The sequence below is a fragment of the Bacillus sp. SRB_8 genome, assembly GCF_003264205.1.
GTDB classification, from domain to species: Bacteria; Bacillota; Bacilli; order Bacillales; family Bacillaceae_G; genus Bacillus_A; species Bacillus_A mycoides.
Map to the genome: position 1 here is coordinate 440,089 of NZ_NADT01000026.1, position 22,079 is coordinate 462,167.

Here is a 22,079-nt window from a genome sequence, read left to right on the forward strand (position 1 = left end):
GTGTTTTGAATGGCACGTGTTTTATTCATTAACGCTGGATCAGAAGGACATATAAATCCAACATTACATGTTGTAGAAGAACTGATTTCTCGCGGTGAAGAGGTAGCTTATTTTTCAATAGAGGCTTTCAGGGAGCGTATTGAGAAGACAGGTGCTACTGTACGAACGATTGATGATGAAAAATTTATAAAAGCATTTCTTTCCGGTGGTCGAAATTATTTACAGGAAAGAATAAACGGCCTTCTACATACAGCTGATATTGTAATACCTAGTGTTCTAGAACAAATTGAAGGTGAACATTTTGATTATATTATTCATGATTCGATGTTTGGCTGTGGCCGCTTAATTGCCCAAATTCTTAATCTTCCAGCCATAAATTCATGCACATCTTTTGCACAAGATGAAAAATCATTTAAACAAATGTTAGTCCATCTTTCTAAAAATATCCCACTGGAAGTTCAGGATAGAATACATAATGATTTTGAAAACATAACTAATGGAATTACAGAAAAATATGGTGTTAATATAAACTCACCGTATGAAGTTTTCTGTAATCCAGCTTCACTTACTATTGTGTATACAATTAAGGAGTTCCAACCTTTTGGGGATACATTTAATGAAACATTCAAATTTGTGGGTCCATCTATCTCTACACAAGTGAAAAATGAAGGTTTTGATTACACTTCAATTGAAGAAAAAAGCCTGATTTACATTTCATTAGGTACTGTTTTTAATGAAGCGATTGATTTTTATAAACTTTGTATGAAGGCGTTCGAGAATAGTAAGCATACAATTGTTATGTCTATTGGCAACAAAACGGAAATAAGTGATTTAGGTAATATCCCTAAAAACTTCATTGTGAAAAACTATGTACCACAAACTGAACTTCTCAAATATACGAAACTATTTATTACACACGGCGGTATGAACAGTACGCATGAAGGGATATATAACGGTGTTCCACTCGTTGTAATTCCGCAAAGTGCAGATCAGCCAGTAATCGCAAAGCAAGTGGAGAGTCTCGGGGCAGGAGTTAAATTGCAAATGCAAGGATTAACTGCGGATCAACTAAGTGAAAGTGTAGAAATAGTATTAAATAATCCGTCATGTAAAGAAGCTGCTTTGAATTTGAAGGAGTCTCTCCGAAAATCAGGTGGGTATAAGCAAGCAGTTGATGAAATTTTTAAATTTACAGGCTGTTATTAAAACTATACATGTGAAAGGGTGTCTATATTAAATGATATAGACACTTTTATGTTATATGAAGCGAGGAATTGATGAAATGGAAAGAATGAAAATACTAGATGTAAATTTTGCTGACATGACAGCTACACCATTTTTTCAAGTGGAGGCGAAAAATAGAATTAGATTCGATATAGAATTATTTGAGGGTAATTTGAGAGGATTAAGAGGGATTTTGACTGAACTTTTTAAAAGTCCTGATACAATTGATGTTTCATTTATTTCCGGTTACATAACATATGGTAAAAGTAAGAGAATAAATGAGAAAACAAAAATTGGAAGGTTCATGAAGATTAAGAATTGGGCAGAAACGAAAGTAGACGTTGATGATCTTGAAAGTACAATCATATTTACTACGATTAAAGGTGTACATGAAGATGAAGTATATAAGTATTGCAAGTATGTAGTTAATGGTGGTCAGCAAGCGTATATTTCTTTTTATAACGATACTTATTTATTGTATATAAGTACAGACGTTATTGATATTATTTCACCAGATACAAGTTTAATAGAAAAGTTAAAACTTCAATACAGTGAAGAATATGATAAGTTTTATGAAACTATATTGACGGATTCGGAAATGTTTACAAGTGATAAGTAATTTCAAAGTATTGATAGAAAGATATATGGAAAATGGAGATGGCACGTTGTTTTAAAATAATGTAATCTCACATTGCCATGCGTTTTAAGTTAACGATGAAGGGTTTCAAGACGACTTGGTGCAATTCATCCATATATATACCTAAAATTTTTCATTACAAGTACTACAATTTCTATTGCTCACTTTTACTTTATAAATTTAGGATGTAGTTTTACGTGTTAGTAGTAATTTCACTGTTTCTGCACAACTTCTGCACACATTTAGGTGATTTCTATGTCATGATATATTCCGTAAGTGAAATATTTCACAAGAAATGAAATGTTTCTTTACGACGGTGTATGCATATTTACGCATACACGAAATAAGATTGACTCTTGTTATTCTTTTACATCAAAGCCCACATTACACTACGAAGTATAACAAGAAGGGGACAGGAACATGAATAATCGATTTTTAAAACAACTACAAAACTTGAAAATGAACAAAAAAAGTATAGGAGCTGTTGCATTAACAGCTGGAATTATCGGCACGACACTTATTCCTCAAAATGCATACGCGCACGGCTTTGTTGAAAAGCCTGGTAGCCGTTCCGCTTTATGTAGCCCAACTTATGGTGCTCTAAATGTAAACTGCGGAAGTGTTATGTATGAACCACAAAGTTTAGAAGCTCCAAAAGGATTCCCACAAGGTGGCCCAGTGGATGGGAAAATCGCTTCTGCAGGTGGAAAATTTGGCGGTATTTTAGATCAACAAGCAGCGGAGCGTTGGTTTAAAAATACAATCACTGGTGGGGAAAATACATTTACTTGGAAGTATACAGCGCCTCACTTAACAAGCAAATGGCATTACTATATTACAAAAAAAGGATGGAATCCAAATAAAGCACTAACAAGAGCGGACTTTGAGCCAATTGGCACTGTACAACATGATGGTTCTGCAGCTTCAAATAATTTAACTCACAAAATCAATGTACCTACTGACCGTAGTGGATATCATGTAATTTTAGCAGTATGGGATGTAGCTGATACAGTAAATGCATTCTATAATGTAATTGATGTTAACCTCATCAACAATGTGAAACCAGACACAGAAGCTCCAAGTATTCCAAATGGACTTCAGGCGCAAAAAGTAACAGCAAATAGTATAGAACTAACATGGAACGTTTCTACGGATAATGTAGGAGTAAAAGGGTACCAAATCTTCCGTAACGGAGAGATGATTGACACAGTACCAGGCACTTATTTTATTGATAAGAAATTACAACCAAGCACAGAATACACTTATACTGTAAAAGCAATTGACGCAGCTGGCAATGTATCGAAAGAAAGTACAGCGCTTACAGTGAAAACAACAGTTGAAGCTCCTGATACAGAAGCACCAACACAACCAAAAGGATTACATAGCATGGGAACAACAGCGTCAAGTGTGGATCTAATGTGGAGCCCATCTGATGATAACGTTGGAGTAGACTATTACGATATTTATAGAGAAATAGAAGGAACAATGAAAAAAATTGCAACATCCAATACGATTTCTTATATGGATAAAAATTTACTCGCTAATACTACTTATAAATATGCAGTGAAAGCAGTGGATGTAGTTGGAAATGAATCCGTACAAAGTGATACGTTCACAATTACTACAAAAACTGAAAGCGCTTCATATGAAGCGTGGGATGCAAAGAAAGCATATAAAAAGGAAGATAGAGTTTTACACGAGGGAAAAGTGTATGAAGCAGTCCAGAATTATGAAGGACATGGGGATCCAAACTGGATTTTTGCTTTATCCTTATGGAAAACAGTGTAAGCTTTACCTCAAAATGAAATGAAAGATGATGGGCTTTGATGCAAAAAAAGGAAGTTTGAGAGTTAACTTTTCTGCTTATAAAAAAGAAGACGTATTCAGCGTCGTCTTTTTGTATTAATCTAGAATATTCATCAAAGAGACTTTCAAACGAATAAGCTACAGAAAGGTTACTATACGAATACATAATGTAGAATCATATAGTAACCTTTCTATTATGATAACACTTTCGTCATAAGAATATGTGGAATTCCATCTTCCATAAATACGTCGGAAGAAGTTTGATAGCCTAATTTTTCATAAAACCCTTCAGCTTGTGTTTGACCGTGTAGTTTAACTTTGTTTGCTTCTTTGTTACGAGCAATCTCTTCTAACTTTTGAATGATTACTTTGCCTAATCCGTATTTGCGATAGTCTTTTAAAATACAAATTCTTTCTAGTTTACCCATTCCGTCAACGAATCGTATACGGCCAGTTCCTACAGGAAGTTCATTATAATAAACTAATATATGTTTGCATGCCTCGCCAATTTGGTCATATGTATCGAATTCATCTTCAAGAGGGACACCTTGTTCTTTTACAAAGACTTCTTTTCGAATGTGAAAGGCAGTTTCTAAATCTGTAAGTTCTGTTATGAGTTTGGATTGCAAATTGTTCAGCCCTTTCTAGTGTGATATGAATGTGTTTTCATAGTATATCATACTGTAATGCTATAAAAGAAAAAACTGACTTGCAAAAGTCAGCCTTTAAAATGCTTAATATTCTTTTATACCGTTTTTTGTTCCGATGATCGCTTTGCTCGTCATATTGATAAATAATCCTGTTTCAACTACACCGGTAATCATCTTTAACTCTGTATGTGTATCATTTGGATTCAATATTTTGTTTGGAAAAATACAATCAATAATTAAATTGCCGTTATCAGTTATAAATGGTCCGCCATCTTTCATACGTAAACGCGTTTCGCATCCTAAAGATTGAATTCTCTTTTCAGTTTGCTTCCAAGAGAAGGGGATGATTTCAATAGGAAGTGGAAAGGTACCTAAATGTGAAACGAGTTTGGATTCATCTGCAATAATAATAAGTTCTTTAGAGGAGGTGGCAACAATCTTTTCGCGAAGTAATGCACCACCACCACCTTTTATTAATTGTAAATCATTATTGATTTCATCTGCTCCATCAATTGTGAGATCAAGTATATCAATTTCATTTAAAGAGATTAGCGGAATAGATAATTGTTTTGCTAATACTTCAGTTTCTTTTGATGTCGGTGCAGCTTGAATAGATAACCCTTCTTGTACACGGTGACCTAACTTTTGTATCGTCCAATATACGGTTGAACCCGTACCAAGTCCAATCGTCATACCATCTCTTACAAAGCCAGCAGCATATTCGCCTGCAAGCTGTTTTAAATTCATCATTTTACTCCGCTGGGCGTGGTCCAGCATCTAAACCGGAATTTTCAACTGTAAGTATAGGGCGAACGGTAATATCTTTATGTACACGCATTTGGCACGATAATCGTAAGTGGTCTTCAATTCCTTTTTCCGTAATAGCTTGTTTTTCATCATTTGTCGCCTCACAAAAATCACCTGCAATGACTTCAACTCTACAAGTTGTACATCTTGCTTTGCCACCGCAACGATGAAGAATGTGTACACCGTTATCTTCAAGTGCTAATACTAATTTCGTTCCTTCTTTAATATCGAAAGTTCCGGTACCTTCAACTGTTAATTTTGGCAAATTGATTCCTCCTCATGTAAAATGCTATATAACATATTTATGACCCGTATTCATGAACATAAACATAAAATTAATTATAAGCCCCGTAACTTTTTTATTTGTTCAATCGTTTATTAAGTAAGCGCTGAAAAGGAGTGGTTATTTTGTGCACAAAAGTAACTCAGGTTTTAAAGGATCATATCGATATGAATCATTCAAATATAAATTTTTTAATTACACATTATGCAGAGGTAAAAAGATACTGTACGTTTTTGACGAAAAACAAATGGGATGGGGAAGACCTTGCCCAAGAAGCAATTTGCAAAGTTCTTCAAAAGTATAGTGAGAAGGAAATTTGTATAACGCTTCTGTATAAAATTGCTCGAAATCAATGGTTAGATCAAATGAAATCAAAATCCGTTCAAGAAAAGTTAGAACAGCAAAATACATTTGAAGAACCACATGGAAAAATTGCAGATTTGCATGAAATGGTAGGGAAAGTATTGTCTTCGTTAAATGTGCAACAATCCGTAATTTTATTATTGAAGGATGTTTTTCAGTATAGTATCGCGGATATTGCAAAAATATGCTCTGTATCAGAAGGCGCAGTGAAAGCATCTTTATTTAGGAGTAGAAATAGGCTGAAAACTGTAAATGAAGAAGGCATTGAAATAGTGGAGTACACGGATGATGTTGAAATCGTTGTAACTTCTATTCGAGAAGAAAGACCTGAATTGTTGACGAAACTTCTCCCAACAATAGATTTCACTAAGTTACCATCAATACAACCAGTGTTATTCTTCAGTATGAAACAATTTTCTTCTTACAGTTGTATGCTTAATGCGGCATAAAACAGATGGAGGGATTTATAATGAGTGTAATTCCTTACGTAATAGAACAAACGAAATTAGGAGAACGCTCCTATGATATATATTCAAGATTATTAAAAGACCGAATTATTATGATTGGTTCAGAAATTAACGATCAAGTTGCAAGCAGTGTAGTAGCACAATTATTGTTTTTAGAAGCGGAAGATGCAGAAAAAGATATATTCCTGTATATCAATAGTCCGGGTGGTTCAACGACAGCGGGATTTGCAATATTAGATACGATGAACCTTATTAAACCAGATGTGCAAACACTTTGTATGGGCTTTGCGGCATCATTTGGTGCGCTTTTACTATTAGCTGGCGCAAAAGGAAAAAGATTTGCGCTCCCTAACAGTGAAATCATGATTCATCAACCGCTCGGCGGTGTAAAAGGGCAAGCAACGGAGATTGAAATTACAGCAAAAAGAATATTAAAGTTAAAACATGATATTAACAAAATTATATCTAATCGAACAGGGCAACCAGTAGAAAAGGTAGCTCATGATACAGAAAGAGATTATTTTATGACGGCAGTAGAAGCGAAGGAATATGGAATTGTTGATGCAGTTATTGAGAAAAAATAACGTAAAACAGGCTAGAGAATATACTAAATTCTCTAGCCTGTTTTTGTCATTCTTTATTCTTTTATCCATTCATCAACTAAAGCTTGATTCTTTTTTATCCATTTTCGAGCAGCTTCTTCTGGATCTTTCGTTTTATTTAACATGACCATTAACGTACCAAGTTGTTCATCGTTCATTTTCCATTGATCAAAGTATTTCACAATATCCGGATGATCTTTTTCGAAACCTTTACGAACGGAGTAATAAATGTCATCTTTTTCACCATATACTTTCTTAGGGTCTTTTAAATATTTTAAGTCAAATTCTGAAAAGCCCCAATGAGGATTCCAAAGCGTAACAGCGATTGGTTTCTTTTTCGTATATGCCTTCTTTAGTTCGCTCATCATCGCAGCTTCTGAAGATTGGACAAGTTTTAGTTTTATATCATATTCCTTCATTGCTTTATTCGTTAAATTCATTAGGCTACTACCAGGTTCAATCCCAACAATTTTATTATCTAGCTCATCTTTATGTGCATTTAAATCTTCAATACTGTTAACGTTTTTCACATAAGAAGGGACGACTAAACCAAGCCCAGTACCTTCATACCATTTTGATTTTAAGACGAAGTCATCTTTGTAACGGGCATTTAATGGTTTATCCGTAACAGGAAGCCATACTTCTAGATTCGCATCAACATCACCACGTGCGACGCCAGTCCATATCGCAGCTTTTTCTAAATACATGAGTTCAACTTTATAGCCTTTTTCTTCTAATAAAACTTTCCACATATTTGCGGTTGCGATATTTTCTTTCCAACTTGTTACACCAAGTTTAATTTTTCCTTTCGAATTTGCATTTGTTGCATTACAAGAAGTGAAAATCATACTAATAAATAGTAACAGACTTATAATCCATATTTTTTTTCGCATTCAAAACCTCCTGTGAAGCTTTTGCTTTTTATAAATTAATCTATAAGTGAACCTTCTTATTATGAACGGAAACAAGAATTTTTAAAGAAATCTTATATATGTCATTTTTATGTAATATTTCTCTGTAAAATCGCAACACTATGTAAATAGATGGGTAGAAAAGGAGTAGTGACATGGATAATACAAAGGTACGTGTTGAAAATGTAACAAAAGTCTTTGGGAAACATCCGCAACGGGCGCTTACCTTATTAAAAGAAGGAAAAAGCAAATCGGAAATTTTAAAGGAGACAGGAATGAACGTTGGTGTGAAAAAGGCAACGTTTGAAGTATACACTGGAGAAATTTTCGTTATTATGGGTTTGTCTGGTAGTGGGAAATCTACATTGGTTCGAATGCTAAATCAATTAATTAAACCGACAGCGGGGCATATATACATAGATGGTGAAGACATCGCAACGATGGGAAAAGAAGAATTGCGAAGAGTAAGAAGGACGAAAATGAGTATGGTTTTTCAGAAGTTTGCTTTATTTCCACATCGTACGGTAATACAAAACGTTGCGTACGGGTTAGAAATTCAAGGAGTTCCAGTAGAGGAACGAGAAAATAAGGCGTTAGAATCGCTACAGTTAGTAGGACTCGATCATCATAAAGATAATTACCCTAGTCAACTTAGTGGTGGTATGCAGCAGCGTGTTGGAATTGCAAGGGCACTAACGAATAATCCAGATGTATTACTAATGGACGAGTCATTTAGTGCATTAGATCCACTAATTCGAAAAGAAATGCAAGATGAATTGTTAGAGTTACAAGATAAAATGGAAAAAACAATTATTTTTATTACACATGATTTAGATGAAGCTCTTCGAATTGGTGATCGTATCGCATTAATGAAAGATGGAGAAATTGTCCAAATTGGAACACCGGAAGAAATTATGATGAGCCCTGCAAATGAATTTGTAGAGAAATTCGTTGCGGATGTGAATTTAGGAAAAGTAATTACGGCAGAATCTATTTTAAAAAGACCAGAAACGTTATTAATCGATCGTGGGCCGCGTGTAGCTTTGCAAATTATGAGAAATGCAGGTGTTTCTACGGTATATGTTGTGAACAAAAAGTATGAGTTTTTAGGTATTTTAACAGCGGATGATGCAAGTAAAGCAATGAAAAAACAATGGCCAATTGCTGATTTATTACTTAACGATATTCCACACGTTTATCTAGATACATTACTGGAAGAAACGTATGCAAAAATGGCGGAGATGAAATATCCATTACCCGTAATTGATGAAAAGAAAAGGTTGAGAGGAATTATTAAACGTGAAAGTGTCATTCAAGCTCTTGCAGGTAACATTGAGGAAGAGGTGAAAGATGATGAATAATATTCCGCGCATTCCATTAGGCGAATGGGTCGATTCATTTGTTGCAAGTTTATATGAGCACTTTGAAGGCTTGTTCCGAGGATTCTCCTATATTATCGGTGGATTTGTTGATTTACTCACTAATTTTTTAACAATAATACCAGCCATAGTGATGATTATCATCTTATGTTTCCTCATTTGGTACACAACGAGGAAATTATCTTTAGTCATTTTTACGCTCATCGGATTATTATTTATTTTAAATATTAACTACTGGGCACAAACGATGCAAACATTAGCGCTCGTACTTACGTCAGTTATTATCTCAATTATTATCGGAATTCCCATTGGCATTTTAGCATCTCAAAATGAACGTTTCTCAAAATTTTTAAAGCCGACATTAGATTTTATGCAAACAATGCCGGCATTCGTCTATCTCATTCCCGCGATAACATTTTTTGGAGTAGGCGTCGTACCAGGCATTATTGCTTCCGTTATTTTTGCTATGCCACCGACAATCAGATTTACAGACTTAGGAATTAGACAAGTTCCAGAAGATTTAATTGAAGCTGCGAATGCATTTGGCTCTACCGCATCACAAAAATTATTTAAAGTACAATTACCGCTCGCAACCGGAACGATCATGGCTGGCGTGAATCAAAGTATTATGCTTTCGTTATCAATGGTTGTAACAGCTTCACTTGTAGGAGCGCCAGGACTTGGCGTCGATGTATATCGCTCTGTAACACAAGTAAATATCGGAATGGGATTTGAAGCTGGACTAGCTATCGTCGTGATTGCGATTATATTAGACCGAATTACGCAAGGGTTTTATACAAAAAGAAAATAATTCAAAAAACACACTTTATACTACAAAGTGTGTTTTTTGAATTCGAATTACATCCGAACAATAACAGAGCCTCCAGCTGGTGCACAAACTTGGTTTTGCTGTTGTTCCATTGATTTTATTAATTGATTATTTTCTTCGATTAATGAGATTAATTTAGCTAATTGGCTTTCAAGGCTTGCGATGCGCTGCATCATGTATTGCGAATCATAATGCAGTGTATTCCTTACTGGATGGGGGGAGTAAGCATATTGTTGATTTATATTTGGATTCCAATGAGGATACATTTGAATCGTTCCTCCTTCAATAAATTACTGATCTTTCTTATAGTAAATGCCTATGTATATGTAATGGTGACTTAAAAATTCTTTCAAACGAAGAGGATTATGTAGGGGGAATGGAAAAGTAATAAAGTACATTTTCTGGAAATTTCCAAGCGGAATAGCAAATATATTAGGAGACAGCAACGTTCATGTAAATGGATATTATATGGGGAGAAATTATGAGAGGAGATGCTATTTTGGCTAATAATAAAAAAAGAAATGATGCTATGACAATTGGTGTCGCTATAGGTGTTGTAATCGGTGTAATTCCTGGTGTATTTACTGATAATATAGCAATCGGAATAGCGATTGGGATTGCAGTTGGAATGGGGATTACGCTTTTGAAGAAATAATGAGTTGTAAATTATTTTAATGTGAAAATTCTTGTTTTAAGAGATTGAATTTTCGGAATATAAAACCTATTTTTCCTTTTTTTATGATATTATATATGCAAAGGATGGTGATGGATATGCCAATAAACAATCAAGCAGAACAAAACTGCTTCATTTGTGAAAAACATAAAGGGAACATTACAGTTTCAGGTGGAGCTATTTACGAAGATGAACTCATTTACGTTGGACATGTCCATTGGGATGCAGAAGAAACATATCTTGGTTATGTAATGATTGATATAAAGAGACATGTACCTGGTCTCGCTGAATTAACTGAAGATGAGGCAAAGGCATTCGGACTGATAACAAGTAGAGTAAGTAAAGCGCTTAAAGAAAGCAAAGGTGCAGAACATATTTACAGTTTCGTTTCAGGTAATGGTGTACCACATTTGCATATGCACATTATTCCACGTTATCCAAATACACCAAAAGAGTTTTGGTCACCGACTGAAGTAGCAAATTGGACTGGTGCACCACATGGAGATTCAGAGAAAATTAAAAAACTATGCGAAAGAATACGAAAGTATATGGTAAATGAGTATGCATACAACAAATAATACACAATATTCATGGGTTGGAAGTAGGGAAATGTGTTTAGACGAAGTTTCAGTAAAGCAATATGGTGATATCGTACTTGGTAGATACGGCGGGAATATAAGTGCCGGAGCAAAAAAGAATGAAGACGGTGCATTAGTTTTGTCGAATGGTGATTGGGAATTCGCCGTTATATTAGACGGGCATAATAGTGCAGAAAGTGTTGAATTAGTAGTAAATACAATCCAAAAAGAATATGAAAATATAGAAGTGATTATGAAAGAATCAATTGAAACCGTATTTCGATCTGTTGAAAATTATATACTTACGATATTTCAATCCCGCTCATTTAAAGAAAAGTGCGAAAGGGTAAAAGGTGAAACTGCTTGCTTAATATGCGTAAGAAAAGAAAATTACATATGGTGGCTTTCCATAGGTGATTGCTTAGTTTATGTATTTCATGATGAATTACATAAATTAGGACAATATACATTGAATCAACGCCACTTTTACGAATGGATTGGAAATGTAAACACATTTGATTTACCCGTTCCTTGCTATTCATCAGGAATTCGTGAATTACGTACTGGAAAGAATCGAATTGTAATGGTGACAGATGGGGTATTAGAATGCGGGGAACGCCGTTATGAAACTCCATTAAATCTTTATAATGATATGAATGGAAATAATGTAGAGCTTAAAGAACATGTTCACAATGTTTTAGAACACGTTCATCATCAATTAGGACGAGATAGTGCAACAATTATTAGTTGGGATGTTGAAAATAAAAGGAATGCTACGTATCCGAGTGATCAGCCGGAGAAAAGGTAAAGGAGGAGGCCTTTCTGTTTTTCTTGAAACTAATTGTCTTATTGTTATGGATTATAATTTTAATTTTTTTAGAAAAAATCGTGAGAAAAAAGTTAAATATACCGAGACAAACAGGATGGAATAGTAAATATGTCAGTCAATCACATAAATGGGGGCACTGGATTATCATTATTTCTTATGTAGTACTTATGATGATAGTTTCAATTTTGAATCCAATATACATGACTTATATACCAATTTTCTTTTTTATAACATTGTACATTTTCCAAGGGTATATGCAGTGGAAATATAATAGGCAAACAAAAGAATATATTATTTCGTTTGGAGTTGTTCCGTTATTAATAATTACAGGTATTATTTTGAATGTATTCTATAATACGTATTGGTGATGAATGGTCATACAAATAAAGGGTGAGAAAATGATAAGACCACGTTTACGGGCAGAAGTAATGATTGTAAACGACGAACATTCAAAAGTACTAGTACAATGTGATGAGAACGAATCATTTTATCGTTTTCCAGGTGGCTCTATTGAATTTGGTGAAACGTCAAAAGAAGCAATAATTCGAGAGTTAATAGAAGAATACGATTTGAAAGTTGATGCTCAAGAGTTAGCAATTGTAAATGAACACATTTTTGAGTGGGACAACGAAAAAGGTCATCATTGTACATTGATACATTGGGGGACTGCTCAAGAGGTAGTTATAAATGAATTAAGGCATAAAGAACATGAGGATATTATATTAATTTGGAAAAGTCTAGAGGAATTAAAGAAGAAACCAACATATCCTGAAGGGATCATAAGTTACTTAGAAGAGGATAACTGTAATATAGTCCAATTTATTTCAAATAATTAAATGAAGTAATAGGAGGGATGAAAGTGGGAACTTCTACTTTTTGGATTATAACTATTGTTTTTTGTATAGCTGTCTATTTCTTTGATAAGTTTTTAAGAAAAAAATTGAATATGCCCAAGGTTGGTTTTTGGGGATATAAGAAACATGTAAATAGTTTACATAAAAAATTGGAAATAGGACTACTTTTTATTTATTTAATAACTAGCTTTATATTTATCTTTAAATTCGAAAGTGTAAATATTGCTTATGTCATTTTTACTTATTTAGGGGGGACGATAATCTTAAGAGCATTGATGGAATGGAAGTATGATAGAGAATCGAAAGAATATATATTTTCGATAATTGGGGTATTCACGTTTATTTTTATGACTTCAATACTATTTTACTTCTTTCCATCTGCTGCATAATAAAATGATTATTGATGGTACATATAATGAAATCATGAAGTAAATAATAACCATTTATCCGTTCGATGATAAATGGTTATTATTTACTTTACAGTTACATCCTCTTAAAACTCCTCAAAACTAGAAATTCCCACAATCTCCAAGGAAGAACCTTCTTCGCAAAGATCATAAATTTTACACCTTTCCCAATTGGGTATCGTAATGTAGTACGCCTTGCTTCAGCAATTTCTACGATTTTATTTGCAACATCCATCGGATTACCAAGTGTATCGTTGCCATTGTTTATGTGCTTTTGTATTTTATCCATATATTCTTTGTAAGGAGAGGTTGTATCAGATTGGTTTTCAGCTAATTGTTTACCAACTTCCCATATGTTCGTGTTATAAGAACCAGGTTCAAGTAAGGCAACGTCTATTCCGAAAAGCTTTACTTCTAAGCGAAGGGATTCACTCCAGCCTTCTAATGCATATTTTGAAGAAACGTAAGGAGATAGACCAGGGAATCCTACTTGCCCGCTAATACTGCTTATATTAATGATTTTTCCGCTTTTCTGTTCTCTCATATATGGTAAGACAAGTTGCGTGATGGATATAGCTCCAAAAAGATTTGTTTCAAATTGTTTACGGTAGTCCTCCACTGGGATTTCTTCGATAAAGCCCCCATTTGCATATCCTGCATTATTTATGAGAATGTCTATTCTGTTTATTTCGTTTAAAAATAATTGGAAGTTATGTATAGAACCTTGATCTGTTACATCTAATTGTTGAACTTTTATATTTTGTTGTAAGTCGAGTTTAGTAGCTTGAGATATTAAGTCTATTTGTTTCTCAAGATTGCGCATTGTAGCAATGACAAAATAGTCTTTTTTTGCAAGTTCAAGTGTCGTTAAAAGTCCGAATCCACTTGATGCTCCCGTAATAATCGCGATTTTTTTATTCATTGTTCGCTCGCTTTCTTTTTCTTTTATCATAACGAGTTATAAAGAGAAAATCTATTTATTGTATAAAGATATTTGATATAATTGAAAGTGATTATCAATTAAATTTTGATTTTTACATAAAAGGAGTGTGGGTTTCATGGAGACTAACGGTTTTCATGATATTTTTCATAAATATTTTTATGGTTTACAAGTTGTAGAGGAAAGACATATGAATGTTCCAAAAACAATAGGTATGGGTGAAATACGAAGATGGACTTCATTTTCAGGTATGGAAATTGTGTTATCAAATTATCAATTTCATAATAACCATCGCATCCAGTTTGCATCTGATGCAGCAATGGTGGAGCTTAATTTTTGTTTACAAGGGTTCGGAGGAGTGCAAGTTGGTCATTCTTCGTATGAATTAATGACTGGAAATAGCTATTTATATTTTATGAATGATTTTGATGTAGTATTTGAATATGAAAAAGAAACGCCTCTATATTCATTAGCGATTGGGATTCCTGTACAATTGTTTAATCATTTCATGATGAATAATGCTATTGAAAAAAGTCTTGATTTTCATTCTATATTAGGAAATCAATCTTTTAAAAAGTTTCAAAATCCAATTGATTCTATAACATCTAATCTTATTAAGAGAATGATAGAGCATCCCCAAAAGGATCGTATTAGTCAACTAGAATTAGAAAGTAAAGCGCTCGAATTGCTTTCTATACATTTGGGGAGAGTGTTGCTTAATGATTGTGACGCAAATAAAAGGAGTCAATTATCAAAACAGGATTTGAATAAAATAAAACAGGCTGAAGAAATTTTACTTCAACGAATGGAATCACCCCCATCATTATTAGAATTAGCTAAAATAGTAGAGTTAAATGATTATAAATTAAAAATTGGGTTTAAAGAATTATTTGGGATGTCCACATTTGCATATTTACGAGAAAAGCGTATGGAACATGCGATAGATTTACTGCGTTCGGGAAATAGTAATGTGACCGAAACGGCATTTGCAGTTGGATACAATAATGTCAGTCATTTTTCAGAGTTATTTCGTAAAAAGTATGGAATGAATCCATCAGAACTTTTACGTATTTATTAACGTAAAACAGGAATAATCCGCTATACCGTAAATTCCTCCGTCATTTGGTAGTTGCTTTTTGTAATGGTCATTATAATTACAAACAACATCCAATTGGAAATAACTTTTTATGGAGGAATTTAAATGAAAGAACGGAATGAAAGTCATTTTTGGATATTTGTATTAACAGGAATGTTTCTTATTATAACAACGACGGGTTTTGCACGTATGGCATATGGAATTATATTACCGTTTATGCAAGAAGGACTCCATTTATCTACAGCTCAAGCAGGTATGTTAGGAACTATACTCTTTTTAGGGTATTTATTAACAGTCGGAACATCTGGAATACTTACTATCCGTTTTGGAGCAAAATCAGTTTTATTAATAGGGAGTTGGCTCGTCGTTATAAGTTTAATAGGATTATCATTTGTTCCTTCAGTTTGGATAGCTGCTATTTTTATGCTATGTTCTGGAGCTGGAAGTGCTCTTGTATATACACCACTCATGTCAATAACAGTAGGATGGTTTCCAGAAAAAAGAGGAACTGCAATGGGGCTATTATTAAGCGGTGCTGGCATAGGCATGCTATTTAGTGGAATAATTGTTCCTTATATAGTACGTACATTTCCAGAGTATAGTTGGCGTGGTTCATGGCTTTTGTTTGGCGTTATGACATGTATTGTTGTATTCGTTTCCTCAATTGTTTTGAAAAATCCAGAAGTTACTGAAGATGAGGGGGAAAGGAATAATAAGTCGTTTTTATGGAAAACGAAAGAGTTATACATCATTGCATGGATGTATTTTATTGTGGGCGTTGTTTATTTAATTCCAAATTTATATCAAACTAGTTTTATGATTAATAATGGTATTTCGGCATCAATTTCGGGAACTGTTTATGCGATTGCAGGAATGTTTTCAATCGTAGGAGCTCCTGTCTGGGGATTGATTTCGGATCGGATTGGTATAAAGAAGACGTTATGTATTGCACTTTTATTAGCTGTAATAGGTGATATGATTCCAATTATATTTGGACATATCATTGGCTTTATAATGTCGGCAATTATTTGGGGTTCCAGCCTCGGAGGTATCCTTTTATTAATTCAAGTTGCTGCTTCAAAGCAAGTATCTCCGAAATATGTCTCAATGGCAATTAGTTTTATATCCGTTTTCTATGCAGTTGGTCAAATGATTGGACCGGGACTTGCAGGATGGATTATCGGGGAAAGTGGATATACAACAGCTTATGGATTAGGTGCTTTTGGTTTCTTTATGTGCATATGTTTGGGATTAATGCTAAAAAGAGGGGATCTGGCAAATTCAGCGTATATAGAGAAGTGAGTATTGTCTTGAAATGAATCTTTTTAACGGGGGGAAGCAAAGTGTTCCATGTTAAAGACGTATTAGCAGATCAGTTATTAGCAAATGCGAATGATCCCAGTTGGTATATTCCATTTTCAGATGCAGTTAAGGATTTATCTGAGAGAGAAGCTTTCTGGAAACCGAATGAAGAGTGTAATAGTATAGCTGAAATTGTACAACATTTATTGTATTGGAATACGACGTGGCAAACTAGGTACAAAGAATCAAATGTTAATGCTGTGCCCGCTATTGGTGATAATAACAAAAGTTTTATGCTTTCAGATAATCAAACATTTGAAGAGTTAAGAGAAAAACTATTAGAGAAACTGTTACAATGGCAAAGTCTCATAAATGAAGACAAGGTTGAAAGTGATGTAATTGGATTTCCTGTATCTGCGAAGTGGTGGGAAGTATTAGCTAATGTAACGACTCATAACGCGTATCACATTGGTCAAATTATTTACATTCGGAAATTACAGAAGAGTTTTGATAATGAATAAGATAATAATTCTCAAATTAGGTGAACAAAAGTGGACAAAACGAGACAGATGTCTCATTTTGTCCACTTTTTTATTATGAAAGAAAAGAGAAAACCTATTAAATCAGGGATTAGAATTTGGCACAGTACTTGCAATATAAAAGATGAACAAGAAAATAGGAGGGCTGGACATGTTAAAAACAACTGAAAGTAAAGGGAATGAAATTACGAAAGAACAAGCTCGTTGGATGTATGAAAAAATGTTAGAGATTCGTAAGTTTGAAGACAAGGTGCATGAATTGTTCGCGCAAGGCGTTCTGCCAGGTTTCGTTCATCTATACGCTGGTGAAGAAGCGGTAGCAGTTGGTGTATGTGCCCACTTAACAGATAGTGACAGTATTACAAGTACGCATAGAGGTCACGGCCATTGTATCGCAAAAGGTTGTGATTTAAATGGCATGATGGCCGAACTTTTTGGGAAAGCGACAGGCTTATGTAAAGGTAAAGGTGGTTCAATGCATATTGCCGATTTAGATAAAGGAATGCTTGGTGCAAATGGGATTGTAGGCGGAGGTTTTCCACTTGCTTGCGGTTCGGCATTAACAGCTAAATATAAAGGAACGAAAGATGTAAGTGTTTGCTTCTTCGGTGACGGAGCAAATAATGAAGGAACATTCCATGAAGGGGTTAATTTAGCAGCGATTTGGAAGTTACCAGTTATTTTTATCGCAGAAAATAACGGTTACGGTGAAGCAACAACATTTGAATATGCTTCTAGTTGTAACTCTATTGCTGATCGTGCAAAAGTATATAACATTCCGGGTGTTCAAGTAGATGGAAAAGATCTATTAGCAGTATATAAAGCGGCGGAAGAGGCTGTTGAGCGTGCACGTAATGGCGGTGGCCCAACTTTAATTGAATGCATGACATATCGTAATTACGGTCATTTTGAAGGAGAAGCACAAACGTATAAAACAGCGGAAGAAAAAGAAGAACATTTAAATGAAAAAGATGCGATTGTGCATTTCCGCAAGCATTTAATTCATGAAGCTTTATTAACGGAATCCGAACTTGTGGATATGGAAAAGGCAGTAGATGAAGCAGTACAAAAATCAATTGAATTTAGTGAAAACAGTCCATATCCAGAGGATGAAGAATTATTAAAAGATGTATACGTTTCTTACAAATAAGAGGAGGGTGAAAAATAATGACTAGAACAGTAAGTATGTCAACTGCAATTAATGAAGCGATGAAAATATCAATGCGTCGTGATGAAAATGTAATTTTAATCGGAGAAGATGTTGCAGGCGGTGCACAAGTGGATCACTTGCAAGATGATGAAGCATGGGGCGGTGTACTCGGTGTTACGAAAGGACTTGTACAAGAATTTGGTCGAAATCGTATTTTAGATACTCCAATTTCAGAAGCGGGTTATATGGGAGCGGCGATGGCAGCTGCTGCAACAGGTTTACGTCCGATAGCTGAATTAATGTTTAATGATTTTATCGGTAGTTGTCTTGATCAAGTATTAAACCAAGGTGCAAAGTTCCGCTATATGTTCGGTGGAAAAGCGAAAGTGCCAGTTACAGTACGTACGATGCACGGTGCTGGATTTAGCGCAGCGGCACAGCATTCACAAAGTTTATATGCGTTATTTACGAGCATTCCAGGTATAAAAGTTGTCGTTCCTTCCACTCCTTATGACGCAAAAGGCTTATTATTAGCGGCAATTGAAGATGACGATCCAGTAATCTTCTTTGAAGATAAAACACTTTACAATATGAAAGGCGAAGTACCAGAAGGGTACTATACAATTCCTTTAGGAAAAGCAGATATTAAACGTGAAGGTTCTGATGTAACAATCGTTGCAATTGGAAAACAAGTTCATACAGCACTTGCAGCTGCAAAGCAATTATCGGAAAAAGGACTCGAAGTAGAAGTAATCGATCCACGTTCTTTATCACCGCTGGATGAAGATACGATTTTAGCATCTGTTGAAAAAACGAATCGCCTAATTGTTATTGACGAAGCAAATCCAAGATGTAGTATCGCAACAGATATTGCGGCAATTGTAGCGGATAAAGGATTCGATTTGTTAGATGCACCTATTAAACGAATTACAGCACCACATACACCAGTTCCGTTTTCGCCACCACTTGAAAAGTTATATTTACCAACGCCGGAGAAAGTAATTGAAACTGTATCAGAAATGATCGGAGACCAATCTTTATTACGTGTGTAATGAAACGATGAGAAGGGAGAGAGAAACATGGCTGTAGAAGTTGTAATGCCGAAGTTAGGTATGGCGATGAAAGAAGGTATTATTACGAGCTGGAATATTAAAGCAGGTGATAATGTAGAAAAAGGTGAACTAATTGCTAGTATTAACTCGGAAAAAATCGAAACTGAAATAGAAGCACCAGCTGATGGAACTGTTATTGATATAGCTGTAAGTGAAGATGAGGGAGTGCCGCCGGGTACTGTAATTTGCTACATCGGTAAACCGGACGAAAAAGTAGAAGTTCATGAAAACATACATGTTGTAGAAGAAAAAACATCTAATCCAGAACCTAAAAAGGTACAACATCCAGAACCATATGCAATAGATGTGACGAAGCAAAGAGTTAAAATATCTCCAGTAGCAAAGAAAATTGCAAAAACTGAAAATCTCGATATTAGATCATTAATTGGTACAGGACCTGGCGGAAGAATTACAAAGGTAGATGTATTAAAGGCGCTTGAAGAAAGAGTAGCAATTCCAGAAGTACTTGAACAAGAAGAAAGTAAAGTCATTCCTATTACTGGTATGCGAAAAGCAATTGCGAACCGTATGCATGCAAGCTTACAAAATAGTGCGCAATTAACATTAACGATGAAAGTAGATGTTACAGATTTAGTTGCTTTACATAAAGAAATAGCGGAAGTTGTACAAAAACGATACGATAACAAACTAACTATTACTGATTTCGTTTCTCGTGCTGTTGTATTAGCGCTTAGAGAGCATAAAGAAATGAACAGCGCGTATATAAATGATGCCATTCATCAATTTGAACATGTTCATTTAGGTATGGCGTTCGCGTTAGAAAAAGGATTAGTCGTTCCAGCTATTCGCTTTGCTAATAATCTATCTTTAGTAGAGTTATCTAAAGAGATTAAAAATGTGGCACAAAAGGCACGAGCAGGCAGTTTAAGTAGTGATGAGATGCAAGGGACAACATTTACAATTAGTAATTTAGGTAGCTTCGGTATTGAATATTTTACGCCAGTATTAAATACACCTGAAACTGGTATTTTAGGTGTAGGTGCAATTGAACATGTTCCTGTATATAAAGGGAAAAAATTAAGAAAAGGAGGTATGTTACCTTTAAGTTTAACATTCGATCATCGTGTACTAGACGGTGCACCAGCAGCTGCATTTTTACGCACAATTAAACGTTATTTAGAAGAACCTGTAACAATTCTTTTATAAAGAGAAGGTGAGAAAATGAGTAATTTAGTTGTTATTGGGGGCGGACCTGCTGGTTATGTAGCGGCAATTACCGCGGCTCAAAATGGAAAAGATGTCACTCTTATTGATGAAGCTGATCTTGGCGGGACTTGTTTAAATGTCGGTTGTATGCCTACGAAATCATTGTTAGAAAGTGCGGAAGTGCATGACATTGTGAGAAAAGCGAATAATTATGGAGTTACACTTAACGAAGGAAGTATATCAATTGATTGGAAGAAAATACAGGCGAGGAAATCACAAATCGTAACGCAGCTCGTCCAAGGAATCCAATATTTAATGAAGAAAAATAAAATAAAAGTTATACAAGGTAAAGCGAAATTTGAAACGGATCACCGTATGCGAGTTACACACGGTGATAAAGAAGATGTAGTAGTTGGAGACCAGTTTATTATAGCGGCAGGATCAGAACCAACTGAATTACCTTTTGCTCCATTTGATGGGAAGTGGATTTTAAATAGTAGTCATGCAATGTCCCTAGAAAATATACCAAAATCATTATTAATCGTTGGTGGTGGTGTAATAGGTTGCGAGTTTGCAAGCATTTATAGTCGTCTTGGAACAAAAGTTACGATTGTTGAAGTGGCATCGCAATTATTACCAGGTGAAGATGAAGATATCGCACAAATTTTAAGGGAGAAACTAGAAAATGATGGCGTAAAAATATTTACAGGAGCAGCTTTAAAAGGATTAAATAATTATAAGAAGCAGGCTTCATTTGAATATGAAGGAAGTATCCAAGAAGCCACCCCGGAATTCATTCTCGTTTCTGTAGGTCGAAAACCACGTGTACAAGAATTAGCTTTAGAAAAAGCAGGCATTCAATTTTCAAATAAAGGAATTTCTGTGAATGAACATATGCAAACAAACAGATCACATATTTACGCAGCGGGTGATGTGATTGGTGGAATACAGCTTGCTCACGTTGCCTTCCATGAAGGAACGACAGCGGCATTACACGCGAGCGGAGAAGATGTGAAAGTAAACTATCATGCTGTACCTCGCTGTATTTATACAGCTCCAGAAATTGCTAGTGTCGGTTTAACAGAAAAAGGAGCAAGAGAGCAATACGGTGACATCCTCATCGGAGAATTCGCATTTACAGCGAACGGAAAAGCGCTTATTATTGGAGAACAAACGGGGAAAGTAAAAGTTATTGTGGAACCTAAATATCAAGAAATTGTAGGGATTTCTATTATCGGTCCTCGTGCAACCGAACTAATCGGACAAGGAACTGTACTGATTCATACAGAAGTTACAGCTGATATAATGCGAGATTATATTGCAGCGCATCCAACTTTATCTGAAGCGATTCATGAGGCGTTATTGCAGGCAGTAGGACATGCTGTGCATGCTTGAAGGTAAAAAGACCAGTCTAATAGGACTGGTCTTTTTAGTAAATAATATTTAAGTAGCAATATGTATAAAAAGATACTAG

26 protein-coding genes are annotated in these 22,079 nt (G+C 34.9%); 20 read left to right on the forward strand and 6 right to left on the reverse strand.

Features of this window, described 5'->3' with window-relative positions:
• Positions 1 to 9 precede the first annotated feature (9 nt).
• The 3 genes from B5P40_RS24095 to B5P40_RS24105 all read left to right on the forward strand — a co-directional run bounded on the left by B5P40_RS24095 (position 10) and on the right by B5P40_RS24105 (position 3,649).
• On the forward strand, positions 10 to 1,206 hold the full coding sequence (locus B5P40_RS24095; RefSeq protein ID WP_113710042.1) for a macrolide family glycosyltransferase: 1,197 nt from the start codon (positions 10 to 12) through the stop codon (positions 1,204 to 1,206).
• Positions 1,207 to 1,282: 76 nt separating this feature from the next.
• Positions 1,283 to 1,843 carry a phosphatase gene (locus tag B5P40_RS24100; RefSeq protein WP_113710077.1) on the forward strand — a complete coding sequence of 187 codons (561 nt, stop codon included), beginning with the start codon at positions 1,283 to 1,285 and terminating at the stop codon, positions 1,841 to 1,843.
• Between the two features lie 438 nt (positions 1,844 to 2,281).
• Positions 2,282 to 3,649, forward strand: coding sequence for a lytic polysaccharide monooxygenase (locus B5P40_RS24105; protein ID WP_113710043.1), 1,368 nt, complete (start codon positions 2,282 to 2,284; stop codon positions 3,647 to 3,649).
• Positions 3,650 to 3,861: 212 nt separating this feature from the next.
• Here B5P40_RS24105 and B5P40_RS24110 read toward each other — a convergent pair whose 3' ends face one another.
• From B5P40_RS24110 to B5P40_RS24120, 3 genes are all read right to left on the reverse strand, one after another.
• Positions 3,862 to 4,296 (reverse strand): GNAT family N-acetyltransferase, encoded by a 435-nt coding sequence (locus B5P40_RS24110; RefSeq protein ID WP_002189834.1) that lies wholly within the window; start codon positions 4,294 to 4,296, stop codon positions 3,862 to 3,864.
• Between the two features lie 105 nt (positions 4,297 to 4,401).
• Positions 4,402 to 5,064, reverse strand: a complete 663-nt coding sequence (gene rpiA / locus B5P40_RS24115; protein ID WP_002136714.1) for a ribose 5-phosphate isomerase A — start codon at positions 5,062 to 5,064, stop codon at positions 4,402 to 4,404.
• Positions 5,065 to 5,068: 4 nt separating this feature from the next.
• On the reverse strand, positions 5,069 to 5,389 hold the full coding sequence (locus B5P40_RS24120; protein ID WP_001125405.1) for a 2Fe-2S iron-sulfur cluster-binding protein: 321 nt from the start codon (positions 5,387 to 5,389) through the stop codon (positions 5,069 to 5,071).
• 143 nt (positions 5,390 to 5,532) lie between these two features.
• Between B5P40_RS24120 and B5P40_RS24125 the strand changes: the two genes are divergently transcribed.
• Positions 5,533 to 6,219, forward strand: coding sequence for an RNA polymerase subunit sigma-70 (locus B5P40_RS24125; RefSeq protein ID WP_113710044.1), 687 nt, complete (start codon positions 5,533 to 5,535; stop codon positions 6,217 to 6,219).
• Positions 6,220 to 6,239: 20 nt separating this feature from the next.
• Complete coding sequence (gene clpP, locus B5P40_RS24130) at positions 6,240 to 6,821, forward strand: ATP-dependent Clp endopeptidase proteolytic subunit ClpP (protein ID WP_002127729.1); 582 nt, start codon at positions 6,240 to 6,242, stop codon at positions 6,819 to 6,821.
• A gap of 53 nt (positions 6,822 to 6,874) precedes the next feature.
• Here clpP and B5P40_RS24135 read toward each other — a convergent pair whose 3' ends face one another.
• On the reverse strand, positions 6,875 to 7,732 hold the full coding sequence (locus tag B5P40_RS24135) for a glycine betaine ABC transporter substrate-binding protein (protein ID WP_002085124.1): 858 nt from the start codon (positions 7,730 to 7,732) through the stop codon (positions 6,875 to 6,877).
• A 173-nt stretch (positions 7,733 to 7,905) separates the two neighbouring features.
• On the opposite strand from B5P40_RS24135, the gene B5P40_RS24140 reads away from it, so the two are divergent.
• Together B5P40_RS24140 and B5P40_RS24145 are read left to right on the forward strand one after the other, a co-directional pair.
• The gene (locus tag B5P40_RS24140) at positions 7,906 to 9,111 is read left to right on the forward strand and encodes a quaternary amine ABC transporter ATP-binding protein (RefSeq protein ID WP_002013036.1); all 1,206 of its coding nucleotides are present in this window, start codon (positions 7,906 to 7,908) and stop codon (positions 9,109 to 9,111) included.
• Positions 9,104 to 9,940: an ABC transporter permease gene (locus B5P40_RS24145; protein ID WP_002127727.1), complete on the forward strand. Its 837-nt coding sequence runs from the start codon at positions 9,104 to 9,106 to the stop codon at positions 9,938 to 9,940. The genes B5P40_RS24140 and B5P40_RS24145 overlap by 8 nt, the downstream gene beginning before the upstream one ends.
• Positions 9,941 to 9,987: 47 nt before the next feature.
• On the opposite strand, the gene B5P40_RS24150 is transcribed toward B5P40_RS24145, so the two are convergent.
• Positions 9,988 to 10,224, reverse strand: a complete 237-nt coding sequence (locus B5P40_RS24150; protein ID WP_002085127.1) for a hypothetical protein — start codon at positions 10,222 to 10,224, stop codon at positions 9,988 to 9,990.
• 215 nt (positions 10,225 to 10,439) lie between these two features.
• On the opposite strand from B5P40_RS24150, the gene B5P40_RS24155 reads away from it, so the two are divergent.
• The 6 genes from B5P40_RS24155 to B5P40_RS24180 all read left to right on the forward strand — a co-directional run bounded on the left by B5P40_RS24155 (position 10,440) and on the right by B5P40_RS24180 (position 13,281).
• Positions 10,440 to 10,613 (forward strand): glycine zipper domain-containing protein, encoded by a 174-nt coding sequence (locus tag B5P40_RS24155; RefSeq protein WP_002127725.1) that lies wholly within the window; start codon positions 10,440 to 10,442, stop codon positions 10,611 to 10,613.
• 104 nt (positions 10,614 to 10,717) lie between these two features.
• Positions 10,718 to 11,209, forward strand: a complete 492-nt coding sequence (locus B5P40_RS24160; protein WP_078178696.1) for an HIT family protein — start codon at positions 10,718 to 10,720, stop codon at positions 11,207 to 11,209.
• Positions 11,193 to 12,017, forward strand: coding sequence for a PP2C family serine/threonine-protein phosphatase (locus B5P40_RS24165; RefSeq protein ID WP_181462962.1), 825 nt, complete (start codon positions 11,193 to 11,195; stop codon positions 12,015 to 12,017). The genes B5P40_RS24160 and B5P40_RS24165 overlap by 17 nt, the downstream gene beginning before the upstream one ends.
• 23 nt (positions 12,018 to 12,040) lie before the next feature.
• On the forward strand, positions 12,041 to 12,406 hold the full coding sequence (locus B5P40_RS24170; RefSeq protein WP_113710045.1) for a DUF4181 domain-containing protein: 366 nt from the start codon (positions 12,041 to 12,043) through the stop codon (positions 12,404 to 12,406).
• Between the two features lie 30 nt (positions 12,407 to 12,436).
• Positions 12,437 to 12,874, forward strand: coding sequence for an NUDIX domain-containing protein (locus B5P40_RS24175; RefSeq protein WP_113710046.1), 438 nt, complete (start codon positions 12,437 to 12,439; stop codon positions 12,872 to 12,874).
• Between the two features lie 23 nt (positions 12,875 to 12,897).
• Complete coding sequence (locus B5P40_RS24180) at positions 12,898 to 13,281, forward strand: DUF4181 domain-containing protein (protein WP_113710047.1); 384 nt, start codon at positions 12,898 to 12,900, stop codon at positions 13,279 to 13,281.
• 94 nt (positions 13,282 to 13,375) lie between these two features.
• Here the strand turns inward: B5P40_RS24180 and B5P40_RS24185 are convergent, their stop codons facing one another.
• Positions 13,376 to 14,221, reverse strand: a complete 846-nt coding sequence (locus B5P40_RS24185) for an oxidoreductase (protein WP_206772072.1) — start codon at positions 14,219 to 14,221, stop codon at positions 13,376 to 13,378.
• A 136-nt stretch (positions 14,222 to 14,357) separates the two neighbouring features.
• Here B5P40_RS24185 and B5P40_RS24190 point away from each other — a divergent pair, with 136 nt between their 5' ends.
• The 7 genes from B5P40_RS24190 to lpdA all read left to right on the forward strand — a co-directional run bounded on the left by B5P40_RS24190 (position 14,358) and on the right by lpdA (position 22,000).
• Entirely contained in the window at positions 14,358 to 15,317 is a 960-nt protein-coding gene (locus B5P40_RS24190) for a helix-turn-helix domain-containing protein (protein ID WP_002136699.1), read from the forward strand.
• Between the two features lie 123 nt (positions 15,318 to 15,440).
• Positions 15,441 to 16,637 (forward strand): MFS transporter, encoded by a 1,197-nt coding sequence (locus B5P40_RS24195; protein WP_113710049.1) that lies wholly within the window; start codon positions 15,441 to 15,443, stop codon positions 16,635 to 16,637.
• 41 nt (positions 16,638 to 16,678) lie between these two features.
• Positions 16,679 to 17,158: a DinB family protein gene (locus B5P40_RS24200; RefSeq protein WP_002085139.1), complete on the forward strand. Its 480-nt coding sequence runs from the start codon at positions 16,679 to 16,681 to the stop codon at positions 17,156 to 17,158.
• Positions 17,159 to 17,327: 169 nt separating this feature from the next.
• A complete protein-coding gene (gene acoA / locus B5P40_RS24205) occupies positions 17,328 to 18,326 on the forward strand; it encodes an acetoin:2,6-dichlorophenolindophenol oxidoreductase subunit alpha (RefSeq protein WP_113710050.1) in 999 nt (332 codons plus the stop codon).
• A 17-nt stretch (positions 18,327 to 18,343) separates the two neighbouring features.
• The gene (acoB, locus tag B5P40_RS24210) at positions 18,344 to 19,378 is read left to right on the forward strand and encodes an acetoin:2,6-dichlorophenolindophenol oxidoreductase subunit beta (protein WP_002085142.1); all 1,035 of its coding nucleotides are present in this window, start codon (positions 18,344 to 18,346) and stop codon (positions 19,376 to 19,378) included.
• A gap of 27 nt (positions 19,379 to 19,405) precedes the next feature.
• Positions 19,406 to 20,605, forward strand: a complete 1,200-nt coding sequence (locus tag B5P40_RS24215; protein ID WP_113710051.1) for a dihydrolipoamide acetyltransferase family protein — start codon at positions 19,406 to 19,408, stop codon at positions 20,603 to 20,605.
• A gap of 15 nt (positions 20,606 to 20,620) precedes the next feature.
• The gene (lpdA, locus tag B5P40_RS24220; RefSeq protein ID WP_113710052.1) at positions 20,621 to 22,000 is read left to right on the forward strand and encodes a dihydrolipoyl dehydrogenase; all 1,380 of its coding nucleotides are present in this window, start codon (positions 20,621 to 20,623) and stop codon (positions 21,998 to 22,000) included.
• Positions 22,001 to 22,079: the final 79 nt, after the last annotated feature.